Genomic DNA, 24,951 nt, shown 5'->3' with positions numbered 1-24,951 from the left:
AAACTTCTGAATTTGGACCTGCGAGGTTGTTATGGCACATAAGAAAGGCATGGGCTCGACCAAAAACGGTCGGGACTCGAATCCGAAGTACCTGGGCGTGAAGGCGTACGGCGGCGAGTTTATCAAAGCAGGCGGCATCATTGTGCGTCAGCGCGGCACCAAGTTTCATCCCGGACAAAACGTAGGCAAGGGCGGCGACGATACGCTCTTCGCCAAGAAAGCGGGCAAGGTGCACTTCAAGCGCAGCCGCGGCAACCGCCGGTTCGTGCACATTGTACCGGAGGACGCGTAGCGCGTCGTTGACACGCTTCCATTTGCAAGCCCCTGGAGCCTAGCGCTGCAGGGGCTTTTGCTATGCAGCCGACGACGAAGCCGCTGCGGTGAGCACCTGCACGCCGCGCAGCACCAGGTGCGGATCGACATGATCGAGGGCGTCGAGGTGCGGGGCCAGCAGCGGATGCCCGCCGCCGGTGAGCACCACCACGGGGGGCGCGTCGAGGCGGCGCGTGTAGCGCGCAATCATGCCGCGGACGCTCTCCACGGCACCCCACACGATGCCGCTTTGCAGCGCGGCGTTGGTCGAGGCGCCGATCACGTCGGGCGGTGGCGCGAGGGGTACCTCGGGGAGTTGGGCGGTGCGATCGTGCAGGGCGCGGGCCATGAGCGCGGGCCCCGGTGCGATGGCGCCGCCCCGGTAGCACCCGTCGGCCGTGAGCACCTCGTACGTGATGGCCGTGCCCGCGTCGATGACGAGCAGCGGACGCCCCGGCACGCGGTAGCGCGCCCATCCCCCGGCGGCCGCGGCCACCCGATCGGCGCCGAGGGTGTCGGGCGTCTCGTAGGCCATCGTAAACGGAAGCGGCAGGGCGGGCGTCACCGTCACAAGCGGACAAGCGAAGCGAGCGGCCAGCACAGCCGTCAGACGGGCGCGGGCCTCGGGCACCACCGAGACCAGCCCGATGCGCTCCACCTCGTGCGCCGGTACCGAAAGCTGCGCCCACAGCGTCTCCCATGCGGCGTCCCACGCCCGCGGCGCGCCAGATGTCCAGCGGTGCGCCTCAACCGCCACCAGCCGGTGGCCGGCAAAGCAGCCCGCTTTGATCGCCGTATTTCCGATGTCGAGGGCGAGCAGCATGGCAACAAAGCGGCGGGCGAAAAGCAGCAGGCGTCGGGGATGCCCACCTCACGCATCGCGGGAGGCAGGGTTGCGATCGTCAAATGGTAATGCGAAACGCCGCCCATGGACTGGGCAATCGTATCAATTTGGGGTTCGTGCTGACACCGATCAGGAGTGATTTGTAAAATGACGATGATACCCCCCGGAAGCAGGAGCTGACTTTGAAGCGCATAGGGCAGATTCACGATGCCTCACTCAATTGCTCTGTCAGTACGTTTCGCTGATTGCAATGTCCGACAGATTTTTGCTCGTTTGCGGAAATTACACCTACGGCATGACCTAAAGGCCCCCTTCCAGGATGACCTAGCGGCCCTCGCGCTCCCGTTGGTCGCCCGCAATGACATGAATGACCGCATGAAGGATCACGCGTGGATAGTTCAGATGGCCGTTCCGGCCGGTTTGTGCAAGTGCACGCCCGACATGTCGATAACTGCAACCCCCACCTTGTCATTGCGAGGAACGACCGTAGGGCGTGACGTGGCAATCTCCATGTACGAAGATCAACAGTCCATTGCGGAGATTGCCGCGTACCACAGGGATGACCTACGGCCCTTGCCTTCGCTCCTCGCAATGACAACAGTGGTTGATGGCACAAACGAGGCGTCGATGGTTCAAATGGCCATTCGGGCCGGTTCGCCCAACTGCACGCCCAACGCACGGACAAGCAATACCCTCCTTGTCATCGCGAGGAATGACCGAAGGGAATGACGCGGGGGCCGGAGGTCATGCCCCTGGTGCGATCTCCGTGTACGAAGGAGAACGATCCGATGTGGAAGTTGCCGTTCTGTGGAGATTGCCCCTTTCAGGGTGACCTCTTTTGCCTTGTACGGCACGTTCCTGCCCCATTGCGGAGATTGCCACGCTCCCTATGGTCGCTCGCAATGACATGAATGGTTAAAGCTGAAGACCAGACGTTGATGGTTCAAATGGTCTATCAGGGCTGACTGCGTAACTGCACGCGCAACGCACAAAAAAGCATAAACCAGTGTGTCATTGCGAGGAACGACCGTAGGGCGTGACGTGGCAATCTCCATGTACGGAGCGTAACGCTCCACTGCGGAGATTGCACCTAACGGCATGACCTAAAGGCCCCCCTTCCAGGATGACCTAAAGGCCCCCCTTCCAGGATGACCTAAAGGCCCCCGCGCTCCTTCCAGTCGCTCGCAATGACATGAAAGGAGAAAAGAGACAACGCATCGTTAATGGTTCAAATGGTCGTTCGGGCCGGGTTGTCCTATTGCACGCGCAACGTCCCAAAGAAAAAAATCCTTTCTTGTCATCGCGAGGAGTAAGCAGATGTGAAGAGCGTCGGGGGCCACCTCACGCATCGCGGGGGGCAGGGTTGCGATCGTCCAATGATAATGGGGAGAGCCGCCACCTGGTTGGCGATTGCGCCTGCGGACTGGTATCATCCAAGCAGTCCGCCTGCGCATATGCCTCGCTTTGTACATGCAACTGCTGCTTTACGTTGGCCTCGCCGTCCTCGGAACCGCCGTGTGCTGGAAGGGCAGCGGCTTGTTGGAGAAGGCCTCCGAGCGGCTGGCCATGTATTACCAGTTGCCGGTTATCGTGCAGGGCGCCGTGATCGCGGCGGTGGGGTCGAGCTTTCCGGAGCTTTCCAGCACCGTCATTGCGACCCTGCTGCACGGCTCGTTCGATTTGGGCGTATCGGCCATTGTGGGCTCGGCGATCTTCAACATCCTCGTCATTCCCGGCATTTCGGGATTGGTCGGCCAGCAGCTGACGTCCGCGCGCATGCTGGTGTACAAAGATGCGCAGTTCTACATCACCTCGGTGGCCGTTACGCTGCTCATCTTTGCCCTGGCGGTGATCTACAACCCCGTGCCGGGCAGCGAGCTCGTGGGCGAGATGACGCGCCCGCTGGCAATCGTGCCGGTGCTGCTGTACGGCCTGTACCTGTTCTTGCAGCAGCAGGACATGAGCGAGTACGAGCCCGACCATGAGGTGCCCGACACCATCAAAGTGGGCCGCGAGTGGGGGCGCCTGCTCATCAGCCTCGTGGTCATCATCGGCGGGGTTGAGGCGCTGGTGCAGTCGGCGCTGGGGCTGGGCGAATGGTTTGGCACGCCGCCGTTTTTGTGGGGGCTTACGGTCATCGCTGCCGGTACGAGTTTGCCGGACGCGTTTGTGAGCGTGCGGGCGGCGCAGCGGGGCGAGGGCACCATGAGCATGGCCAACGTGCTGGGCAGCAACATCTTCGATCTGCTGATTGCCGTGCCCGTGGGCATCCTTATCGCGGGCGCCGCGCCGGTCGACTTTACCGTAGCGGTGCCCATGATGGGCTACCTGACGCTCGTCAGCATCGTGCTGTTTGCCATGCTGCGCACCCGGCTCTCGCTGACGCGCTTTGAAGCCTGGGTGCTGCTGGTGCTGTATGGGGTGTTTGTTGGATGGATGGTGCTGGAGACGATGGGCGTTACAAGCGTGGTTGTGGGGTAGCGCGTTCTGCAGCCTGTGCCAATCGAAAGGAAGACCGCAGGAACGCGTGTGTGGGCTTTTGGAAACGAGTGTTATGGAACAGTGCCGCTGCTTGAGGTTCTACTTTTCGCTGCCGTCGTGTGCTTTCTTGCCCCGTGGCAGCCGTCGCGGGCCCATCATTCCGGCCAAGGTGCCTTCCGTTGCCAACTCCAATGCCCTCGGTTGGGGCCGCTGACGCCTCCGCCGCAGCGCCACGTGCATTCGCTAATCGCTAAACGACCGATCCGCTCAGCTTAACATGGAGCAAGAAGGCCGCGAACTTGCCATCTACTTTGCCGATGTCTGTGGAAGTACCAAGCTGTACGAGAACCTGGGGGACGAGCGCGCGCGTCACCTGATTGCCCGAACGCTGGAACTGCTGGCGGATGAGACCACGGGCAACGACGGGGTGGTGATCAAGACGATTGGCGACGAGATTATGGGTACGTTCGAGCAGTTGCCCTCGGCGGTGTCCGCGGTGTCGAAGATGACGCAGGTCGTGAACGAAGACGACCAGCTGTCGCGGGCCAACGTCATCATTCGCGTAGGCATGCACTACGGGCCGGTGATTCAGGAGGACGACGGCGATGTGTACGGCGATGCGGTGAATGTGGCAGCCCGGCTGGTGGATTGGGCGCGCCCCGATCAGGTGATGACCGACCGCGTGACCATGGACCAGCTGCCGGAGTTTCTGCAGCCCAATGTGCGCAGTCTGGGCACGGCGCAGGTGAAGGGGCGCGATGAGCCGTTGGAGATGATCGAGATCCTGCCCCAGCGCTCGCGCCAAGACCTCACCATCGTGGCCCGCGATTTTGAGCCGCCCATGAGCAGCGATGATACGATGCAGCTGGAGCTGTCGATTGACGACCGGCGCACGATCGTAACCAACGACGGGCCGTTTTCCATCGGGCGCAGCCCCTCCAACGACTTCACGGTGCGCGATGCCCGCGTGTCGCGGCGGCATGCCCAGATCGAGTTTCGGAACGGGGCGTTCGTCTTTATGGATGCCAGCACCAACGGAACGTACGTGCAGCTGGGCAACAACGACCCGATGTTTCTCCACCGCGACCAGGTGCAGCTGCAAGGCAGCGGCCGCATCAGCTTGGGGCGTAGCTTCGACAAGGAAGAGGCCCGTCCGGTGCACTTTGAATGCCGCTCGTAGCCGGCAGGCCCGTCAGAAGCACAGGCGGGCGCGCGACGGGAACGCCGCCAACCGTTAGACATCTCCCGGACGTGTGGGCCGGGCGCGCCCCGTCGACGCCCCACGGGTCCACGACAGCGATTATTCTTCAGAACGCAAGACTCCCCAACCGATGGGCACCCTCATTGCATCCATTTCTGGCATTCGTGGCATTGTGGGCGACGGGCTCGACCCGTCGGTGCTGGTGCGCTACGCCGGCGCGTATGGCACGTGGGCGCGCAAGCGAGCCGTCGCGCAGGGCCGCGCCCCGGTGATTGTTGTAGGCCGCGACGCCCGCGTTACCGGTCCGCTGTGCGCGGACCTCGTGATGGCCACGCTGCGCGGCATGGGGTGCGACGTGATTGACGTGGGGCTGGCCGCCACGCCCACGGTAGAGCTGGCGGTCCTGCAGCGCGGCGCCGCCGGGGGCATCATCCTCTCGGCCTCGCACAATCCGGAAGAGTGGAACGCGCTGAAGCTCCTGAACGAGCACGGCGAGTTTCTGACGCCCGCGCAAGGCGAAACGATCATTGCCATGGCCGAGGCGGCGGACGCCGCGCCCGTCGGCTATGCGTCGACCGGCAGCTACGCCACGGCCGATGCGCTGCCCGCGCACCTCGACGCCATTTTGGCGCTCGACTTCATCGACGCGGCGGCCATTGCCGAACAGGCATTCACGGTGGTCGTGGACGGCGTCAACTCGGTGGGGGGCGTGGCCCTTCCGGCCCTGCTGGAGCGCCTTGGGGCCTCCACCATTCCCCTCCACTGCGAACCGACCGGACGCTTTGCGCACCCGGCCGAGCCGCGGCCCGCGCATCTGACCGAGCTCACCGAGACCGTCGCCTCCACGGGCGCCGATTTGGGCGTGGCCGTCGACCCCGACGCCGACCGGCTCGCGCTCGTCGACAACGCGGGGCGCTTCATCCTCGAAGAGCTGACGCAGGTCCTTGCCGCCGACTTCCTGTGGGGCTTCCGCGACGGGCCGTTCGTCACGAACCTCTCGTCGTCCCGCGCCATCGACGACGTGGCCGCCGCGCACGGACAGCCGGTGCACCGCTCGGCCGTGGGCGAGATCAACGTCGTGCAGACCATGAAGGCCGTCGATGCGGTGCTGGGCGGCGAGGGCAACGGCGGCGTCATTCTGCCGGAGCTGCACTACGGCCGCGATGCGCTCGTGGGCGTCGCGATGGTGCTGCAGCACCTCACCAACCAGCAGACGACGCTCGCGGCGGTGCACGATGCGCTGCCGCAGTACGCCATGGCCAAAGACAAACTGCCGCTTGACGGGCTGCCCGTGCAGGCGCTCCTCCGCGCGATGGAGGAGCGCTACGACGGCGAAGCCGAGCTGTCGACCGTCGACGGCCTCAAGATTAGCTTTGATGATCGGTGGGTGCACATGCGGCCGTCCAACACCGAACCGATCTTGCGGGTGTACGCCGAGGCGCCCACGGCTGACGAGGCGCAGGCCCTTGCCACGCGGTTCAAAGAGGAGCTTCGCGCCGCCGTACCGTGAGCGGTGCCGCCCGCGGCGCGCCCGTCATCCACCGCCCGACCAGGCGCTCCAGGCCAGCAGTCCCCAGCCCACGATAAACGCGACGCCGCCCAGCGGCGTGATGGCGCCCAGCCAGGGCGTATCGGTGAGGACGAGCAGGTACAGGCTGCCCGAAAAGATGACGATGCCCGTTAGGAAGGCGTACCCGGCCGCCACAGCCAGCGCGCCGCCGCCGATGCTTACAAGCCAGGCCACCACAAGCAGCGCCAGGGCGTGGTACATGTGATACTGCGCGCCCGTCTCGAAGGTCGCAATGCGGTCGGGCGAGACGCGGCCGTCGAGGCCGTGCGCCCCAAACGCGCCCGCCGCAACGGCAAGCCCGGCCAGCACGCTCCCAACGATAAGAAAGAGGCGGGCCGTGGTCGGAATGGCGTCGTCAACGATTGGCATCACGCATCCTCCGGCGGCGTGTCGCCGCGCAACAGCTGTTGCAGCAACGCCACATCGGCCGCATCGCCATCGGTGGGCACCTCCTCGGCCGTGGCCTCTCCCCACAAGCGCTCAATGTTGTAATGCTCGCGGCGCTCGGCGCTAAAGACGTGCACCACCAGATCTACATAATCGAGCAGCACCCACTGCCGATGATCGAGGCCCTCTTTGTGCCAGGGCGTCTCGTCGCAGATCTCTTCGATGTCGTCCATCACGCCGTTGGCAATGGCGCGCACCTGCAGGTCGGAGTGGCCCGTGCCAATCACGAAGAAGTCGGCCATGCTGCTAATGGAGCGAAGGTCGAGCACCACGATGTCCGTGGCCTTTTTGTCCGCCATCGCATCCACGGCATAGGCCGCAAGCTCGTAGCCGGCATTGCGCGGCACGCGCTGTTTGGCGGGCGAGGACGAAGCAGACGATGTTGAGGATGAAGAAGCCATAGGCGTTCAATCATGGAAGGAAAACATACGCAACTGCGCCCTCAGGGCGCGAGCGCCGTCGCTGCGACGCGGGATCCGCGGAAGGGGCGCAGCTGCTCGTAATCGCGGCCCAGCACCACCGACGCATCCAAATACAAACCGGGCGCAAGGTCTTGCACCACGCGCGAGGTGGGGATGCCCAGCGCGCGGGCCACTTTGCGGGCGGAGGCCAGGTCGCCGGTGCGGTCGATCACCTTCGAGCGGGCCACGCCGAACGACGTGTAGTTGCCCGTTTGCACCACATCGAAGCCGCGGCCGCGCAGGAAGTGCGTGGTGCGCTCGGCCACATCCGCCACGCCGCAGCCATTTTGCACCGACACCTGGATGACGTCGCTCACCAGCGTGGGGTTGCGCTGCACGCGGGTCGGGTCGCTGGGGGGCTGCAGCGACTGCTGCACGAAGGCGTACCCCAGCACCAGGGCTCCGCCCGCCAGGACAACGATGAGAACGGTGAGCAGCGGGCCGGCAGCAAGCGAGCGCCACGAGAAGCGCATAAGCAGCGCGCAAGGTGATTCAGCAGAACAGACGGCTAGTTGCTCCAGAACAGCGACTCGGTCGCGGTGGGCTGCATAAAGCCAACGCCGTGCCCGTAGCCGCGGCGGTAGCCATACGGGCTATGGAAGGCGCCGTACGGGCTCTGACGCATCTGGAAGCGAATCGACATGTTGTCGGTCGGCTTGTAGGCCACCTCCAGGTTCTGCAGAATGACCCGCGGGGCCTGCTGCTGCCCGAAGCTGTTGTTCATGGGCGAATACGCAAGGCTCACATCGGCGCGGGCGGCCAGCTCGTCGTTCAGCTGCCACATCATCGTGTTCGTGTACATGCCCAGCGAGGTTGAGCGCCCGCCGAACGAGCCAAACGACATCGAAAACGAGTGATTCATCTTGAAGCGATCGTTGGGCAGCAAGCCATCGAGCGCGTCGGAGGCCTGCTGGTACAGGCGCACCGGCGACGGCCCGCTCGGGCTCGTGGCGCGCAGCTGCGCGTGGCTGGGCGTGGCGCACAGCAAGAAGAGCAGCACGCAGGCAAGGGAAGCAGTGGTACGGATGCGCATAGGGCCGGGGGCGTCTGCGATGAAAGCCGTTGGGTGCAAGAAGTACGCGCAAGCATAACGCTGCGTGTGTAGGTTTTGTTCGGATGGAAACCCGCAATTTTGCCCGGTGTTGGGCCGAGGGCGCATCCCCTCGAACCGTCGGCGTCTATCAATGAGCTGCCTCTTGGGTATTGAAACATCGTGCGATGATACCGCGGCCGCCGTGCTGCGTGATGGCGCCGTGCAATCGAGCATCGTCTCGTCACAGCACGACATCCATGCGGACTATGGCGGCGTGGTGCCGGAGCTTGCCTCGCGGAACCATCAGCGGTACATCGCGCCGGTGGTGCAGCAGGCCCTGGCGGAGGCGGAGGTGTCGCTCGATGCGCTCGACGCCGTCGCGGTAACGCACGGGCCCGGGTTGCCGGGATCGCTGCTCGTGGGGCTCAGCTACGCCAAGGCCCTCGCCGCGGGCCGTGGGCTGCCGCTCGTTGGGGTGAACCACCTGGCGGGCCACCTCTACTCGACCGATCTGGCCCCCGAGCCCCCGCAGCGGCCGTACGTGGCGCTCATCGTGTCGGGCGGCCATACGATGCTGGTGCACGTCGCGGATACCTTTACGCACCGCGTGCTGGGCCAAACGCGCGACGATGCGGCGGGCGAGGCGTTCGACAAGGTGGCGCAGCTGCTCGACCTGGGCTACCCCGGCGGGCCGGCCATCGACACGCACGCGGCCGCCGGCGATCCGTCGTTTCACGACTTTCCGCGCACCCGGCTCGATGCGTTCGACTTTTCGTTTAGCGGCCTCAAGACGTCGGTGCTGTACTACCTGCGCGACCTGGGGGCAGAGCGGGCGGCGGTGCTCGATGCCCACTTGGCCGACGTGTGCGCGTCATTTCAGCAGGCGGTGGTGGATGTGCTCGTGGGCGCGCTGGCGGATGCCGTTGCGGCTACCGGCGTGTCGACGATCACCATTGCGGGCGGCGTGGCGGCCAACAGCGCGCTCCGCGCGGCGGTGCATACCCTTGCGGCCCAGCGCGGGCTGTCGGTGCACCTCCCGCCCATGGACTATTGCATGGACAACGCTGCTATGATTGCGCACGTGGGGGCCCTCCGGTGGGCCCGTGGCACCGCGGCCCCCGCGACGCTAGACATCGACCCGCGCCTTGCGCTCTAGCCCAAAGCAGGCGGCTTCGTGTGGTGCGGGTGCAGTTGAGCGAACCGGCCCGAACGGTCATCTGAACCATCAACGTATCGTTTCTGCCTTTCCCCCTTCTTGTCATTGCGAGCGAACGCAGTGAGCGTGGGGGCCTTTAGGTCATGCTGAAAGCGCAATCTCCGCAGTGGGGCAGGAACGCACCGTACAGCACATAGGGGTGAACCGTCCAGAGGAGCAATCTCCGCAATGGAGCGCTATCCTCCATACATGGAGATCGCCACGTCCTTCACTCCGTTCAGTCCTCGCGATGACACACTGATTTTTGCTTTTTCGTGTGTTGGGCGTGCAGTTGCGCAGCCAGCCCTGATAAACCGTTTGAACCATCAACGTCTGTTCTTCAACTTTAATCATCCATGTCATTGCGAGCGACCATGGGGAGCGTGGCAATCTCCGCCGTGGGGCAGGAACGTAGCATACAATGCAGAAGAGGCTATCCTGAAGGAGGCATTAGGTCATCCCGAAAGCGAGGCCTTTAGGTCATGCCGTAGGTGCAATCGATGCAGACGTGCACCCTCCCACCGTCCGGTGACCTTCCGCCATTGCGCAATGGATAGTGACGAATCATGGTCGCCGGCCTCTCGCAGTGCCGTTGGAGCGCGCCGATGAACTCCGCAAGGCATCGCGGATATACCCACACCCGCCGTATCCACACCCTACCGCTGCGACATGCCCGACCCGTCCACGCTCGACCTCGGCGCCCTCTTAGACCGCGCCACGACCATCGCTATCGTGGGGTGTTCGGCGCGGCCCACGCGCACGAGCCACAAGATTGCGCGCTACCTGCAGGACCAGGGCTACCGCATCGTCCCGGTGAACCCGGCGTACGACGAGGTGCTCGGCGTGCCGTGCTACCCGCGGGTGCAAGACATTCCCGCCGACGTATCGATCGACATCGTCGACATCTTCCGCCGGGCCGACCACACCGCCGACATGGTGCGCGACGTCATCGAACGCGGCAAAGCCACCGATCGGAAGCCCGTCATCTGGACGCAGCTGGGCGTCTCCAGCGCCGAAGCGGAGGCACTGGCAACTGAACACGCGCTCCCCTACGTTAAAAACCGGTGCATCATGGTCGTTCACGGGCAGCACCACAGCGCATAGCCCGCAGGCCATACGACGCTGCTTGTTTCATGGAAGAGTGAGGCTGCATGGGGATATTGGATGGACAGCGGGTCGTGGTGACCGGCGGCACCGGGTCGTTTGGGCACGCCCTCCTGCGCATACTGCTTGCCGAGCACGCCCCCGAGCAGATCACGATCTTTAGCCGCGACGAGGGGAAGCACGCCCAGATGCAGGAAGAGTGGCCCCCGGCGGCGCATCCTGCCTTGCGCTACGTCATGGGCAACGTGCGCGACCTTGAGCGCCTGCGTCAGGCGTTTGCCGGGGCCGATGTGGTGATTCATGCCGCGGCCCTGAAGCGCGTGCCGGCAGGGGAACGCGCGCCCATCGAGCCGATCAAGACCAACGTGCTGGGCAGCCACCACGTCGTGGAGGCGGCCGTCGCGGAAGGCGTGGCGCGCGTCATCGCGCTGAGCACCGACAAGGCCGCGAATCCCATCAGCCTCTACGGCGCCTCGAAGCTGTGCGCCGACAAATTGTTTGTGGCGGGCAACCACCGGGCGCCGGAGCACACCCGGCTGAGCGTGGTGCGCTTTGGCAACATGGCCGGCAGCCGGGGCAGCGTGCTGCCGTTTTTTCTCAAGAAGCGATCCACCGGCGTGCTGCCCATCACCGATCCGCGCATGACGCGCTTTTGGATCACGCTGCCGCAGGCCGCGCGGTTTACGATCGCGCGCCTCGGGGACATGCACGGCGGCGAGATTTTCGTGCCCAAGAGCCCCAGCATCAAGATCACGGATCTGGCGACGGCCGTGGGGCCCACCTGCGAGCAGGACGTGGTGGGGATTCGTCCGGGCGAAAAGCTCCACGAGGCCATGATCCCGTCGGATGTGGCGCGCGACACGCTCGCCTTCGACGATCACTTTGCCATCGTCCCCACGTTTGGGCCGTGGCCGGCGGCGACGTACCAGGACGTGCACGGCGGCGCGTGGTGCGGCGAGGGGTTTGCCTATCGCAGCGACACGAACGACCGGTGGCTCTCGGTGGATGCGCTGCGGCCGATGATCCAGCGGTTTGTGGCGGGCCCGGCCGCGGCCCCCGCGGTAACCAACGGCGCCGCCCCATCATAGCGCGGGCGGCGCTGGGGCCTCCTGAAGAGAACATATTTGCAGTTGCGCAAACCGGCCCGATTGGCCATCTGAACCATCGACGCCTTGTTTGTGGCATCAACCACTGTTGTCATTGCGAGGAGCGAAGGCGAGGGCCGTAGGTCATGCCTGTGGTACGTGGCAATCTCCGCAATGGAGCGTTCTTCTCCGTACATGGAGATCGCCACGTCCTTCGCGTCCGCTCAGTCCTCGCGATGACAAGGAGGGTATTGTTTGTTCGTGCGTTGGGCGTGCAGTTGCGCAAACCAACCCGAGTGGTCATTTGAACCAACGACGCATCACTCCTGCATTCCATTCTCGATGTCATTGCGAGCGAACGCAGTGAGCGTGGCAATCTCCGCAGTGGGGCGTTGTCCTTCGTACACGGAGATTGCCGCGTCACTCACTCCGCTCGTTCCTCGCAATGACACATTGATTTTTGCTTTTTCGTGCGTTGCGCGTGCAGTTGCGCAGTCAGCCCTGATAAACCATGTGAACCATCAACGTCTGTTCTTCAGCTTTAACCATTCATGTCATTGCGAGCGACCATAGGGAGCGTGGGGGCCTTTAGGTCATCCTGGAAGGGCAATCTCCGCAGTGGAGCGACATTCTCCGTACATGGAGATCGCATCGTAGATATGACCTCTGGCCCCCACGTCCTTCACTCCGTTCAGTCCTCGCGATGACACACTGATTTTTGCTTTTTTGATATGTTGGGCGTGCAGCTGCACAAACCAAACCGAAGGCCCTTCTGAACCATAGACGCTTCGTGTCCCACTACTCTTTCTTGTCATTACGAGCGAGCAGCGGGCGCGCAACGGGATTCTGTGAATCCGCCGTAAGACGGTTGTAAGTGCTGCGGGCGACCCGTTATTTGCATGATTCATCCGTGTCCTGCCGCCATCCCCTTGCCGTTGATGACTACCCCGCTGACCCGCTGGATTGGGCCCGTGCTGTTGCTGCTGCTCGCGTGGAGCGGCCCGGCGCACGCGCAGGAGATTGGGCGCATCGCCGAGATGAAGGAGACGAACAACGTCGCCTACTTCTATTTCGCGCGCCCCGGACAGGCTACAGTGCAGGTGCAGCTATGGGGCACGGTGCCGCGGCCCGGCATCTACGAGATTCCCATCAACACCGATCTCGACAAGCTCCTGACCATGGCGGGGGGCGCGCCCATTGCACCGCGCGGCGAAAATCAGGACCCGCCCAAGATCTACGTGCGCGTCTTTCGGCCGGCAACGAGCACCGAGGCGCCGCTGTTTGAGGCCCGCCTCCAGGACATGCTGCGCGGCGGCCTGTCCTACCCCGACCTCCAGGACGGCGATATCATCACCGTGGAAACCATTCGCCCGCCGGATGGCTTTACGTGGCGGGATGCGCTGTCGCTCACGAGCACCGGGCTGTCGCTCACGCTCTTGCTCCTGCGCATCTTCGATCGCACGTAGCGCGGCCCGCGGCCGTGCGCGCTTTGTAGACAGCTTGACAGGCCATGGCGCATCCGCCTTTACATCCAACCAACGGCCCCTCGGGCGACGGCTACCGCCCGCCCGCCAACGGCAGCGCGCTATACCCCGAGGCGCTAACGTCTGCGACCGGCGGCATGCAGCTGCGGCAGCTACTGGGCACCCTGTGGCGCGGCAAGTGGATCATCCTCGCGTCGTTTGTGCTGGTGCTGGGCGCCGCCGCGGCCTACACCTACAGCATTGCGCCGAAGTACCGCACGGCGACCCTGCTGATGATCAAAAAGGAATCGGACACCGCCCTGCCCCTCTTTGGCAGCGGCAACCGGTCGTCGGCCTTTGGCTACCAGAGCAGCAAGGTACCCAACGAGCTGTTTGTGCTCCGCAACTCGCAAGTGATCGCGCAGCGCGTGGCCGCTCGCATCGACAGCCTGGCGCGCCTGCCCAGGTACGAAGGTGTGTTTAGCATCGTGCGGAACGCGGAGACGGGCAAGCGCTACGCCGAGGGCGCCATCGCTGCACGCCTGGGCGGGTTTGTGAGCGCGGGCGCGGCGAGTCAGGAGGTGGATGCCATCAGCATCAGCGCCACGAGCACCCGGCCGCGTGAGGCGGCGTGGATCGCCAACCTCTACGCGCTGGAGTACATCGAGCGGACGAAGGAAAAGAGTCGCGAGAAGCTGCAGGCGTCGCGGCGCTTTCTGGAAACCCAGGCCGACCGGTTCAAGCAACGCGTGGAGCGGGCCGAGGCCAAGATTGAGGCGTACATGCGCCGCGAAGGCGCCGTGGCGCTCGACCAGGAGACGCAGCGGACGGTCAGCCGCATTGCGGAGCTTGAGGCGCGCCGCGACCAGCTCCGCATTGAGCTGAACATGAAGCAACAGGCCATCGAACGCCAGAAGCGCGAGCTGGCCTCCATTGAGCCGAAGCTGATCGAACAGGTAGCCTCCTCGGTGCCCGCGCAGCTCAACACGGTGCAAACCCAAAAGGCGCAGCTGCAAACTCAGCTGGATGCTGTGCAGCGCCGACACACGAAGCCGTTCGCGCCGGCCATCCGGACCGAGGTGCAGCGGCTCCGGGAGCGCATTCAGAACCTACAGGCGCAGGCCGACTCCCTCGCGCGGGTGTACGTGAACGAGTCGCTGGCGGCCGGCGGCATTCCGTCCAGTGCTGCATCGGGCGGCGGTGGGGGCGTCTCGTTTGTGGCGCAGCAGCGCGAGCAGCTGGCGCAACTCCGCATCGAGGTGAGCGGCCTGCAGGCGCAGCTTCAATCCGTACAAGACGAGCTTGTGGAAGCGCGGCAGACGCTGGAGCGCATCCCGGCGCAATCCATTGAACTGGCGCAGTTGCAACGCGAGCGGCGGTCGGCCGAGAGCATGTACAGCTTCATCCGTCAAAAGCTGCAAGAAGCGCGCATCGCCGAGCAGTCGGAAGTGGGCTACGCCGAGGTGGTGCGTCCGGCAGGCGTGCCGTACGCGCCCGTAGCGCCCGACACGAAGAAGAATTTGCTCTTCGGCGCGCTCTTGGGACTGCTGCTGGGCGGCGGACTGGTGGTGCTGCGGGATCAGCTGGACAACCGCGTGCATCAGCCGGACGACCTGGAGGCGCAGGGGCATCGCGTGCTGGGCGTGGTGCCCACGATGGATCCCATGATTGCGGACGACTTCGACGGTCAGTCGCACGTGCAGGTGAACGGCACGTCGATTGACACCACGCTGGCGATGCTCGTCAGCCCGATGTCGTCGGTGGCGGAGTCGTACCGGCGCATCCGCGCGAACCTGCAGTTTGCGCGCCCCGATGCGAACGTGGAGGTGATTAATGTGACGAGCTCCGGGAAGGGCGAGGGCAAAACCACCACGGCGGTGAATCTGGCCGTGGCGCTGGCCAGCGCCGGCAAGCGGACGCTCATCATCGACGCCGACCTGCGGCGTCCGCGCCTCCACAAGCTGTTGGGCCTCGAGCGGGAGCCGGGCCTCTCGCACCTGCTGTACGACGAAGGGCAACCCGTGGAGCGGTTCGAGACGTCCATCGACCACCTCTACGCCGTGCCGGCGGGCGAGACCGTTCCCAACCCGTCCGAGCTGCTGGGCTCGCAGCGCATGCGGCACTTCATCGAGGCGATGCGCCCGCAGTTTGACGTGGTGATCTTTGACACCCCGCCTGTGCTGCTCTTCAGCGACGCCTTGGCGCTATCGGCGCACTGCGACGGCACGATGCTGGTCGTGGGCGCCGATGACACCGATCAGCGGGCGGTGGATCATGCCCTGCAGCGCATCCGCGAGGTGGACGGCTCGGTGCTGGGCTGTGTGCTGAACCGCTTTACCGCCAGCAACTTCTTCGACAGCACCAACTACGGCTATGGCTACAGCTACGGCTACCACGAGCTGACGAATTACTACAACGAGGCCACCACCGGCACGCGCCTCCGGGATTGGCTGCGCGGATAGCTAGAGGTCCCTCACCGGCCCTTGGATGTCAAGCAGCGGTGGGGTAACAAGTGCCCTGGCCTTTCGGGGTGTTGGGTGTTCAGTTGACCAATCCCATCCGAGCCATTTGAACCATTAACGTGCCCTTTGTGCTTCCACCACTGTTGTCATTGCGAGGAGCGAAGGCGAGGGCCGTAGGTCATGCCTGTGGTGCGCGGCAATCTCCGCAGTGGAGCGTTGTCCTTCGTACACGGAGATTGCATCGTAGATATGACCTCCGGCCCCCGCGTCATTCCCTTCGGTCATTCCTCGCGATGGCACACTGATTTTTGCTTTTTTGGTGTGTTGGACGCGCAGTTGCGCAAACCGGCCCGATTGGCCGTTTGAACCATCAATGTATCGTTTTCGCATTCCACCCTCAATGTCATTGCGAGGAGCGGAGCGACGTGGCAATCTCCGCAGTGGAGCGCTACGCTCCGTACATGGAGATTGCCGCGTCACTCACTCCGTTCGTTCCTCGCAATGACACATTGAACCTTGCCTTTCTGGGACGTTGGGCGTGCAGTTGCGCAGTCAGCCGCGATAAATCGTTTGAACCATCAATGTACCATTTTCGCATTCCACCCTCAATGTCATTGCGAGGAGCGGAGCGACGTGGCAATCTCCGCAATGGAGCGTTATGCTCCGTACATGGAGATCGCCGCGTCATTCCCTTCGGTCATTCCTCGCGATGACACACTGATTTTTGCTTTTTCGATGTGTTGCGCGTGCAGTTGCGCGATCAGTCCTGATAAACCGTTTGAACCATCAACGTCTGATCTCAACTTTAACCATTCATGTCATTGCGAGCGACCAGCGGGAGCGCCGCAATCTCCGCAGTGGGGCAAGAACGTACCGTACGATGCAAAAGAGTTCTTCCTGAAGGAAAAATCGTCCCATCGGGCAAGCACCGAAACGAGGCAGTCAAGCGCTATGGCACGGCGCACATATTATGTCTACATCCTGACGAACGCTCATCACACCGTCCTGTACACCGGCATGACGAACGATCTGCGCCGGCGTGTGGCCGAGCACCGGCAAGGTGAAGGAAGCGCGTTTGTGCGGCGGTACAACGCAACGAAGCTGGTCTATGCCGAGGCCTACAGCGAGGTGCGCGATGCGATCCGTCGCGAGAAGCAGCTAAAGGCGGGGACGCGTGCACAGAAGGTGGCATGTATCCAGCGGCAAAACCCGTCGTGGCGTGACTTGTCGGCTGATCTTTGAGAGGACGTACGCGGGCCTCCTCGGCATTTTTCAGACGTTTGCCTTTTCATACATGGAGATTGCTCCGTACATGGAGATCGCCACGTCCTTCGCGTCCGCTCAGTCCTCGCGATGACAAGGAGGGTAGTGCTTCTTCGTGCGTTGGGCGTGCAGTTGCGCAGTCAGCCGCGATAAACCGTTTGAACCATCAACGTCTGTTCTTCAGCTTTAACCATTCATGTCATTGCGAGCGACCATAGGGAGCGTGGGGGCCTTTAGGTCATGCTGAAAGCGCAATCTCCGCAGTGGGGCAGGAACGTACCGTACGATGCAAAAGAGGTCACCCTGAAAGGAGATCGTCAGGTCATACTGGAAGTGAGGCCCTTAGGTCACGCCATAGGTGTCATCTCCGCAATGGAGCGTTATGCTCCGTACATGGAGATTGCATCGTAGATATGACCTCCGGCCCCCACCAGGGGCATGACCTCCGGCCCCATCGTAGATATGACCTTCGGCCCCCGCGTCACTCACTCCGTTCATTCCTCGCGATGACACACTGATTTTTGCTTTTTTGGTGTGTTGGACGTGCAGTTGCGCAAACCGGCCCGATTGGCCATCTGAACCATCAAACGTACCGTACAATGCAAAAGAGATCATCCTGAAGGCCCGGCCGACCGCCACTCGCCCGGGCACACACGAAAAGCCCATCGGCCGCGGCGCGTTGGGGAACCCGGCACGGCGCTTGCCCGCTACAACACCGCACACTACACACACGCACCTCTACGGCATGGAGACGCTTCGCGACATCGCCCGGTACCTGCGCATCTACCGGCGGTATATCGGACGGCGGATGTATCTCGTCTTCGCCCTCACGATCACCACGGCCCTCGCGCAGGGCTTCGGCATTACGCTGCTGCTGCCCCTCTTGCAGGCCTCGCAGGCCACCAGCAGTGCGCCGGCCGACATGAGTACGGCCGAGCGGTGGCTGCAAACCCTCCTCCAGTGGATGGGCATCGCCGACTCCATGATCGGCATCCTCGGATTCATCGCGGTCGTCTTCGTGGGCAAGGGCCTCCTGCAGTTTGCCAACGGCGGCTACCAGGGCTACCTCCAGTCCCGCCTGTTGCGAGAGCTCAAGCGCCGCCTCTTCGATGCCTACCAGCAGATGGACTACCGGTACTACATCCAGCACAATACCGGTCACTTCATCAACGTCATCAATGGTCAGATCAACCAGTTTTTTGCATCGTTTGGCAGCTTTGCGGGGTTCCTCACACAAATTATTACAACGATCAGTTATTTTGCCTTTGCGTTTGCCATCACGTGGCGCTTCTCGCTGATGGCGATCGGCGTGGGCGCGGTGCTGTTTGCGCTCTTTCGCCGGCTGAACGTGTACGTGCGCACCCTGTCGCGCAAGCGCTCGCAGGAGATGAGCCAGCTCAACAAGCTGCTGGTGCAGGGCCTGCAGTCGTTTAAGTACATTGCCTCCACCAACCAGGGGGCGCACCTGCGCACCGGCGTGATGGAAAGCATCCAACGGCTCACGCACTACATCTTCCGGCAGCGTGTGGCAGGCGCTTTCACGGCTGCGCTGAAGGAGCCGTTTTCCGTGCTCCTGATCGTGAGCCTCATCGCCATCCAGGTCACGGTATTTGAAGCGCCGGTCGCCCCCATCTTCGTTGCTCTATTGCTCTTCCACCGGGGCATGCAGGCGCTCATCTCGATGCAGTCGGGCTTTCAAATGATGATGGACCGCATTGGGGCGGTGGAGATGGTCGACGAGGAGTTTGCCGAGGTGACCAGGCATCAGGAGCGGCAGGGCGGGCAGACCATTGGCACGCTGGAAACCGCTCTCACATGCGAGGATGTATCGTTTGCGTACGACCCCAGCGAGGGGCCGGTGCTCAGAGACATCAACATAACGATTCCGGCGAATACCACGGTCGCCTTTGTGGGCGAGTCGGGCGCGGGGAAGTCGACGCTCGTTGACCTCTTTACGTACCTGCTCAAGCCGCAGCAAGGCACCGTGCGCATTGACGGCGTACCGGCCGAGACCATCGACTTGGCCTCGTGGCGCGCGCAGATTGGCTACGTCTCGCAGGAGACGGTTGTATTTGACGACACGATTGCGCATAATATTAGCCTATGGGCCGGCGATATGACGCAAGACGCGGCGCTCGACGAGCGGGTGCGCGATGCGGCGCGCCGGGCGCATGCGGATCACTTCATCCGCGCCCTGCCGCAGGGGTACCAGACGGTGGTGGGCGACCGGGGCGTGCGCCTCTCCGGCGGCCAGCGCCAGCGGTTGTTTATTGCGCGGGAGCTGTTCAAGCAGCCGAACCTGCTCATTCTGGACGAGGCCACCAGCGCGCTGGATACCGAATCGGAGCGCTACATTCAGCAAAGCATTGATGCGCTCAAAGGCGAGATGACCGTGGTGATCATTGCGCACCGGCTCTCCACCATCAAAAACGTGGATCACGTGTACGTGCTGGACGACGGGCGCATTGTGGAGGAAGGCCCCTACGAAGCCCTGCGGTTGCATGAGGGGTCGCGCTTTCGGGAGATGGTGGAGATGCAAAGTCTCTGACGGGTGTAGGTGTGAAGGGGGGGTACCTATGGAAGTATGTGATGTGCCGAGGGCGTCCATCATTAAAAAGTAGAGGCCGAAGCGACACCGCGATCATTGCTTGACGAACAACCGATTCATCTCAACTGACACCACGCAACGAATGACCGATTTAAACGGCAAACATATTCTCATCACGGGCGGCACCGGATCGTTCGGGAAAAAATTCACGGACATGGTCTTGGACCGATATGATCCGGAACGGTTGATCATTTTGAGCCGCGATGAACTGAAGCAGGCCAAAATGAAGCAGCGCTTCTCGCCTCGGGAGCACGAGTGCCTCCGGTATTTTATCGGCGATGTGCGCGATAAAGACCGGCTGTACCGTGCGTTTCGTGGGGTGGACATCGTGGTCCATGCTGCGGCACTGAAGCGTGTGCCGGCCGCCGAGTACAATCCCATCGAGCCGATTAAAACCAACGTGATGGGAGGTGCGAATGTCATCGATGCGGCGATTGACTGTGGGGTGGATCGCGTCGTTGCCCTCAGCACGGACAAAGGCGCAAATCCAGTCAACCTGTACGGCGCAACAAAACTATGTTCGGATAAGCTCTTCGTTGCCGGAAACAACTATTCCGGCCAGGACGGAACGCGGTTTAGTGTTGTGCGCTACGGCAACGTCGCTGGAAGCCGGGGGAGCGTCATCCCATTCTTCTTGGAGAAGCGAAAAACCGGCACGCTCCCGATCACAGATCCCCGCATGACGCGGTTCTGGATTACGTTGGAGCAGGCGGTTGACTTTGTGCTGGATAACCTGGAGCGTATGGAGGGAGGAGAAGTATTTGTTCCGAAGATTCCCAGCATGAAGGTGACGGATCTTGGCCGCGCGATTGCCCCTGAGTGCAAGCAAGAAGTCGTTGGCATTCGTCCTGGGGAGAAACTCCACGAGGTCATGGTGCCCCGCAACGTCTCGCGTCACACGCTGGAGTTTGATGACTACTTTACGATCCTGCCGACCTTTCACCGCTGGGATACAGACGGCTATCAGGAGCGCAACGGAGGGATCTGGTGCGAGGATCAGTTCATATACAGCAGCGACAACAACGATCGCTGGTTAACCGCAGAGGAGCTTCGTGCCATGATCGGGCTGGATGAAGCCGATTACGCCACAACGAACGGGACCTCCGAATAGCCGACGCCCGCGCACCAAGACAATACGCTCAAATGAGTATATCGACCCAGGCAGAAACGCAACTCGCAGTGGAGGGCGGCCCTCCCGTTCGGAACGATTTGCTTCCCTACGGGGGACAAACGATCCGCGAGGACGACATTAACGCCGTTGCAGATGTCCTTCGGTCCGACTGGCTGACCACCGGCCCAATGGTGGATGCCTTTGAAAAAGACTTCGCCGCGTTTGTCGGTGCGGAGGAGGCGGTTGCAGTCTCGAATGGCACAGCCGCTCTGCATGCTGCGATGCACGCCGTGGGGGTTGGGCCGGGCGATGAGGTGATTGTGCCGACGCTCACGTTCGCGGCCACCGCCAACAGCGTGGTCTTTCAGGGCGGAACGCCGGTGTTTGCGGATGTTCGGCCCGACACGCTGCTGATTGATCCAGAGGATGTGGCGAAGAAGATTACGGAGCGGACCAAAATCATCGTGGGCGTGGATTACGCCGGTCAGCCGTGTCGCTACGACGAGCTGCGCCAGTTGGCGGACGCGCACGACCTGGTTCTGCACGACGATGCGTGCCATGCCATTGGAGCCGAGTTCAATGGACGTCCGGTGGGGGCTCTCGCCGACTTTAACACATTCAGCTTCCATCCGGTCAAGAATATGACGACGGGGGAAGGCGGCATGATTACCACGGACGATGCCGAGGCTGCCCGGCGGATGCGTGAGTTTCGGAATCACGGCATCACCACCACCCACCACGAGCGGTCAGAGCAAGGGTCGTGGTTCTATGAAATGCCCGATCTGGGCTACAACTACCGCCTGACGGACTTCCAGTGTGCGCTGGGCCGTTCGCAACTTGCAAAGGTGCCAGAGTGGACGGAGCGGCGCCAGGCGATTGCTGCGCAGTACGACGAGGCGTTTGCATCACTCGATGGCATTCAGCCCCTCCACATGCGCGAGGATGCCACGTGTGCATATCATCTGTACGTCGTTCAACTCAATCTGGATGCCCTGTCTGTCGATCGCTCCACGGTGTTTGATGCCCTCCGTGCGGAAGGAATTGGCGTCAACGTCCACTACATTCCCGTCCACTATCATCCGTTCTACCGCAAGCGGTTTGACACGAAGGAAGGACTGTGCCCCAATGCGGAGGCGGCATACGAGCGGATCTTGACGCTGCCGGTGTTTCCGCGGATGACAGACGGAGATGTTCGTGATACCGTCAATGCCGTTGAAAAAGTCATGGCCGCTTACCGTGCTTGATGGCTGAGGCCGATATGGAGACCGACATGAACATCGTTGCTGTCATACAGGCGCGCATGGGGTCGACGCGGCTTCCAGGAAAGGTGCTGCGTGACATCGCAGGGCGCCCGATGATTGATTGGGTTGTACGACGTGCCCGCCGCATCTCCAGTGTTGATCAAGTGGTTGTTGCAACGTCCGTCCTCGACAAGGAAAAACCACTCATTGAGCATCTCGAAAGCCAACAAATCCCCTTTATTCGGGGTTCAGAGTCCGACGTGCTCGAAAGGTATGTGGATGCCGCAGAGGCATATGATGCCGATGCGGTTGTCCGAATTACATCGGATTGCCCCCTGTTGATGCCTGATGTGTCCGAAAATGTAATTCAGACGTTTGTAGAAACCTCTTGCGACTACGCAGCGAATACCATCGAGCGAACGTACCCGCGTGGTCTCGATACCGAGGTGATCTCCTGTAGCGCGCTACGCCGCGTGCATTCGATGGCATCCGATCCCGCAGATCGCGAACATGTAACCCGATACATTCGGAAGCATTCGGAGGATTTTGCATTGTGCTCGGTTACGGCGAACAATAATCGAGCGGGGCTGAGGTGGACGGTGGACGAAGAAGAGGATTTGATACTGGTTCGTCGCATATACGAAATGCTTGGGGCCAAAACAGAAACAGCCTCCTACGAAGACGTTGTCCGGCTTGTTGAGACGCACGACGGACTCGCTTCAATCAACCAACATGTGGAGCAGAAGTCATGTTAGATCCCCTTCTCATTCGCGCCGACGCCTCCCCGGAGATGGGAACCGGCCATGTGATGCGGTGCCTGGCGCTGGCCCAGGAATGGATGGCACAGGGCGGACAGGTTGCCTTCTGTGGAAATGTGACGCCTGCCCTTCAGAAGCGCCTTCAAGCAGAGGGGATTCAGGGGACGTCCTGTGCTGTGCCTCCGGGCAGCCTACGCGATGCAGAACACACGGCACGCCTAGCAAGGGAAGCGAATGCCTCCTGGGTCGTCATCGATGGATATCACTTTGATGGCGATTACCAAGCAGAGATTCGAGACCAAGGATTCCGTGTTCTTGCATTGGACGACTACGGACACGCGTCTCATTATGCCGCCGACCTGGTTTTGAACCAAAATATTGACGCGGACGCCTCGCTATACGCAGATCGTGCAGATCATACCACATTGCTTCTGGGTCCCCAATTTGCACTTCTGCGGAAAGAGTTTTGGCCCTGGCGCGGCACGCACCGTGAGCCAACCCTGCCGCCCCGGCGTATTCTGGTAACCTTGGGCGGCGGAGACCCCGACAACGTGACCACGGACGTTATCCGGGCATTGGATGCGATTGAACATTCGGTTCCACTGGAGGTGACCGTTGTTGTTGGAGGGAGCAACCCTCACCGGGACGCCATCGCCAGAGCGATTGCTCATGCCGATCAGCCGATGACACTCCGGGAGGACGTGAGCAACATGGCCGCATTGATGGCACAACACGACATGGCTGTGTCGGCTGGTGGAAGCACGTGTTGGGAACTGGCATTTATGGGCCTTCCGAGCGTCATTGTCATCCTGGCCGAGAACCAGCGCGGCATTGCCGAAGGGCTTGATGAAGCAGGCGCCTCCGTGAACCTGGGGTGGCACGCCGAGGTAACCCCCCATGACTTGGAAGCGGCGTTTCACGCCCTTCTCCTCAATGATAATAAACGACTCCAGATGGCTCAGTCCGCGCAGTATCTAGTGGATGGCAAGGGCGTTCAACGTGTGATCGATACCATACGAGCAGCCCATCATACCGATCATGGCAATGCGCCGAGCGGCATAGAGACCAGTATGAGAAGACCGGATGACCAAGAAGCCGATGGGTTTGCTCAAGGCGAGAGTGCAGCCCTCACTCTACGTCCTGTTGAGGATTCAGACTGCAGGCGGCTCTGGGAGTGGGCGAACGACCCTGAGGTGCGCAGGCAGTCCTATAACACGGGGGAGATCCCTTGGGAAGATCACAAGGAGTGGTTTCGGCGAAAACGAGCGAGCGACGACTGCACGATCTATATTGCAGAGTTTGGAGGCGACCCGGTCGGGCAGATCCGGTTTGACGTTGAGGATGAGAGGTCAGTTGTAGATGTTCACGTCGATCCTGACCAGCATGGCAAAGGATTCGGTACCAAAATAATTAAGGAAGGCACAGGCAAGTTTTTAGACTTATCTGACTTAAATCAAGTTCATGCATATATAAAAATCGATAACATCGCTTCCTGTCGAGCCTTCGAAAAAGCTGGATATGCTTATCATGGGAAGAGTTCTATGAAAGGCCAAGAATCGTATTGCTATATAGCTTCATCATCTGACTAATATAAAAAGAGCAATGAGTAGCAGTAAAACCGTATATGCAGTTGCAGGATCAAATCCATGGAACCGCCAAGTATTTGAAAGTCAAATCTCCAATTTCCCTGGCCATTGGATATTCATTGATTCATCGGACGATCTAACGCTAAAATGGGTATCACAGGTAAATCCTCGATACATCTTCTTTTTACACTGGTCACACATCGTCCCTGAAGAGATTGTGAATACCTATGAGTGCGTGTGCTTTCATATGACGGACGTTCCATATGGACGGGGCGGAAGTCCCCTACAGAACTTGATTGTCCGTGGGCACCGAGAAACAAAGCTGACTGCCCTGCGCATGGTCCCTAAACTTGATGCTGGTCCCGTTTACCTCAAGCGAGATCTTTCGCTCGAAGGAAGTACAGCGGAAGAAGTGTTCATACGCTCAAGTAAGCTCTCAGCGTCGATGATTCAAACGATCATCGAAAAAGAGATAGAGCCCGATCCGCAGAAAGGGGATCCGGTCGTTTTTCAAAGACGCCGACCTGAGCAGAGCGAAATCAGTGAAGTGAAGTCACTGGAGGCACTTTTTGATTTCATTCGGATGTTGGATGCGGAAGGATATCCTCCTGCCTTCATTGAAGAAGGTGGATTCAGGTTCGAGTTTAGGCGAGCATCTCGATACGATAGGCGCATTGAAGCTACAGTGACTATTTTACCCACGGATCAATAAATAGCAAGCAAGTA

21 protein-coding genes are annotated in these 24,951 nt (G+C 61.5%); 16 read left to right on the top strand and 5 right to left on the bottom strand.

Features of this window, described 5'->3' with window-relative positions; all coding sequences use genetic code 11:
* The first annotated feature begins 31 nt into the window (after nt 1-31).
* The gene (rpmA, locus tag SALLO_RS0109905) at nt 32-292 is read left to right on the top strand and encodes a 50S ribosomal protein L27 (RefSeq protein ID WP_022836152.1); all 261 of its coding nucleotides are present in this window, start codon (nt 32-34) and stop codon (nt 290-292) included.
* 60 nt (nt 293-352) lie between these two features.
* Here the strand turns inward: rpmA and SALLO_RS0109900 are convergent, their stop codons facing one another.
* Complete coding sequence (locus SALLO_RS0109900) at nt 353-1,135, bottom strand: type III pantothenate kinase (protein WP_022836151.1); 783 nt, start codon at nt 1,133-1,135, stop codon at nt 353-355.
* 1,491 nt (nt 1,136-2,626) lie between these two features.
* Between SALLO_RS0109900 and SALLO_RS0109890 the strand changes: the two genes are divergently transcribed.
* The 3 genes from SALLO_RS0109890 (at nt 2,627) to glmM (ending at nt 6,348) form a co-directional block, all read left to right on the top strand.
* A complete protein-coding gene (locus SALLO_RS0109890; protein ID WP_022836149.1) occupies nt 2,627-3,637 on the top strand; it encodes a sodium:calcium antiporter in 1,011 nt (336 codons plus the stop codon).
* Between the two features lie 277 nt (nt 3,638-3,914).
* Nucleotides 3,915-4,817, top strand: a complete 903-nt coding sequence (locus tag SALLO_RS0109885; protein WP_022836148.1) for an adenylate/guanylate cyclase domain-containing protein — start codon at nt 3,915-3,917, stop codon at nt 4,815-4,817.
* 151 nt (nt 4,818-4,968) lie between these two features.
* On the top strand, nt 4,969-6,348 hold the full coding sequence (gene glmM, locus SALLO_RS0109880; RefSeq protein WP_022836147.1) for a phosphoglucosamine mutase: 1,380 nt from the start codon (nt 4,969-4,971) through the stop codon (nt 6,346-6,348).
* Nucleotides 6,349-6,372: 24 nt separating this feature from the next.
* On the opposite strand, the gene SALLO_RS0109875 is transcribed toward glmM, so the two are convergent.
* From SALLO_RS0109875 to SALLO_RS16505, 4 genes are read right to left on the bottom strand one after another with little or no spacing between them, the layout of a single operon-like run.
* Nucleotides 6,373-6,777 (bottom strand): DUF423 domain-containing protein, encoded by a 405-nt coding sequence (locus SALLO_RS0109875; protein WP_022836146.1) that lies wholly within the window; start codon nt 6,775-6,777, stop codon nt 6,373-6,375.
* Nucleotides 6,777-7,256, bottom strand: coding sequence for a ribosome silencing factor (rsfS, locus tag SALLO_RS0109870; RefSeq protein WP_022836145.1), 480 nt, complete (start codon nt 7,254-7,256; stop codon nt 6,777-6,779). Before rsfS ends, SALLO_RS0109875 begins: the two co-directional genes overlap by 1 nt.
* A 41-nt stretch (nt 7,257-7,297) precedes the next feature.
* Nucleotides 7,298-7,789, bottom strand: a complete 492-nt coding sequence (locus SALLO_RS0109865; protein WP_022836144.1) for a LytR C-terminal domain-containing protein — start codon at nt 7,787-7,789, stop codon at nt 7,298-7,300.
* A gap of 35 nt (nt 7,790-7,824) precedes the next feature.
* Nucleotides 7,825-8,349 carry a hypothetical protein gene (locus SALLO_RS16505; protein WP_022836143.1) on the bottom strand — a complete coding sequence of 175 codons (525 nt, stop codon included), beginning with the start codon at nt 8,347-8,349 and terminating at the stop codon, nt 7,825-7,827.
* A gap of 151 nt (nt 8,350-8,500) precedes the next feature.
* On the opposite strand from SALLO_RS16505, the gene tsaD reads away from it, so the two are divergent.
* From tsaD to SALLO_RS0109800, 12 genes are all read left to right on the top strand, one after another.
* On the top strand, nt 8,501-9,505 hold the full coding sequence (gene tsaD, locus SALLO_RS0109855; RefSeq protein WP_022836142.1) for a tRNA (adenosine(37)-N6)-threonylcarbamoyltransferase complex transferase subunit TsaD: 1,005 nt from the start codon (nt 8,501-8,503) through the stop codon (nt 9,503-9,505).
* Between the two features lie 708 nt (nt 9,506-10,213).
* Entirely contained in the window at nt 10,214-10,648 is a 435-nt protein-coding gene (locus SALLO_RS0109850; RefSeq protein WP_022836141.1) for a CoA-binding protein, read from the top strand.
* A 47-nt stretch (nt 10,649-10,695) separates the two neighbouring features.
* Nucleotides 10,696-11,736 (top strand): UDP-N-acetylglucosamine 4,6-dehydratase (inverting), encoded by a 1,041-nt coding sequence (pseB, locus tag SALLO_RS0109845; protein WP_022836140.1) that lies wholly within the window; start codon nt 10,696-10,698, stop codon nt 11,734-11,736.
* 935 nt (nt 11,737-12,671) lie between these two features.
* Nucleotides 12,672-13,199 (top strand): SLBB domain-containing protein, encoded by a 528-nt coding sequence (locus SALLO_RS17840; RefSeq protein WP_022836139.1) that lies wholly within the window; start codon nt 12,672-12,674, stop codon nt 13,197-13,199.
* Nucleotides 13,200-13,243: 44 nt separating this feature from the next.
* Complete coding sequence (locus SALLO_RS0109835; protein ID WP_022836138.1) at nt 13,244-15,658, top strand: polysaccharide biosynthesis tyrosine autokinase; 2,415 nt, start codon at nt 13,244-13,246, stop codon at nt 15,656-15,658.
* A gap of 669 nt (nt 15,659-16,327) precedes the next feature.
* On the top strand, nt 16,328-16,900 hold the full coding sequence (locus tag SALLO_RS18690) for a GIY-YIG nuclease family protein (protein ID WP_211214088.1): 573 nt from the start codon (nt 16,328-16,330) through the stop codon (nt 16,898-16,900).
* A gap of 766 nt (nt 16,901-17,666) precedes the next feature.
* Entirely contained in the window at nt 17,667-19,469 is a 1,803-nt protein-coding gene (locus tag SALLO_RS0109825) for an ABC transporter ATP-binding protein (protein WP_022836136.1), read from the top strand.
* 142 nt (nt 19,470-19,611) lie between these two features.
* A complete protein-coding gene (gene pseB, locus SALLO_RS0109820) occupies nt 19,612-20,640 on the top strand; it encodes a UDP-N-acetylglucosamine 4,6-dehydratase (inverting) (protein WP_022836135.1) in 1,029 nt (342 codons plus the stop codon).
* 38 nt (nt 20,641-20,678) lie between these two features.
* Nucleotides 20,679-21,884, top strand: a complete 1,206-nt coding sequence (pseC, locus tag SALLO_RS0109815; RefSeq protein ID WP_407689959.1) for a UDP-4-amino-4,6-dideoxy-N-acetyl-beta-L-altrosamine transaminase — start codon at nt 20,679-20,681, stop codon at nt 21,882-21,884.
* Between the two features lie 14 nt (nt 21,885-21,898).
* Complete coding sequence (locus tag SALLO_RS0109810) at nt 21,899-22,636, top strand: cytidylyltransferase domain-containing protein (RefSeq protein WP_169577920.1); 738 nt, start codon at nt 21,899-21,901, stop codon at nt 22,634-22,636.
* On the top strand, nt 22,630-24,228 hold the full coding sequence (gene pseG / locus SALLO_RS18230; protein WP_084696246.1) for a UDP-2,4-diacetamido-2,4,6-trideoxy-beta-L-altropyranose hydrolase: 1,599 nt from the start codon (nt 22,630-22,632) through the stop codon (nt 24,226-24,228). The genes SALLO_RS0109810 and pseG overlap by 7 nt, the downstream gene beginning before the upstream one ends.
* A gap of 13 nt (nt 24,229-24,241) precedes the next feature.
* On the top strand, nt 24,242-24,937 hold the full coding sequence (locus tag SALLO_RS0109800) for a methionyl-tRNA formyltransferase (RefSeq protein WP_022836132.1): 696 nt from the start codon (nt 24,242-24,244) through the stop codon (nt 24,935-24,937).
* Nucleotides 24,938-24,951: the final 14 nt, after the last annotated feature.

It is taken from the genome of Salisaeta longa DSM 21114, assembly GCF_000419585.1.
Lineage (GTDB): Bacteria > Bacteroidota > Rhodothermia > Rhodothermales > Salinibacteraceae > Salisaeta > Salisaeta longa.
This window is presented reverse-complemented; position numbering and strand designations above follow the sequence as displayed.